This window comes from Stenotrophomonas sp. TWI273 (genome assembly GCF_039674765.1).
In the GTDB taxonomy this organism is placed as follows: domain Bacteria; phylum Pseudomonadota; class Gammaproteobacteria; order Xanthomonadales; family Xanthomonadaceae; genus Stenotrophomonas.
This window is the reverse complement of sequence record NZ_JBDJOA010000048.1, coordinates 1-323: the sequence shown is the minus strand read 5'-3', so window position 1 is coordinate 323 and position 323 is coordinate 1. Positions and strand designations below refer to the sequence as shown.

Below are 323 nucleotides of genomic sequence, written 5' to 3'. Positions count from 1 at the left end.
CCCAGGAGAGGACTCGAACCTCCACGAAGTTGCCCCCGCTAGCACCTGAAGCTAGTGCGTCTACCAATTCCGCCACCTGGGCGACTCAGGAGGAGAATTCTGCGGGAGAACCGGGATTGTGTCAACAGGATGTCGCAGAAAATTTCGTTCGCCGCGCGATCCAGCGTGACCGCCGCCGATGCCGCGCGAATCGTGCGCGGGCGAGTGCAGGGCGGTAGAAACGAAAAAACCCGCTTGCGCGGGTTTGATCATTTTCTGAGTCATGGTGCCCAGGAGAGGACTCGAACCTCCACGAAGTTGCCCCCGCTAGCACCTGAAGCTAG

Annotated in this window: 1 protein-coding gene; it reads left to right on the top strand. The window is 60.1% G+C overall.

All coding sequences use genetic code 11. The features are described 5' to 3' along the window. Window positions 1-129: 129 nt before the first annotated feature. Window positions 130-323: hypothetical protein (locus tag ABE571_RS18830; RefSeq protein ID WP_346466786.1), on the top strand; the 194-nt coding region annotated here is incomplete at its 3' end.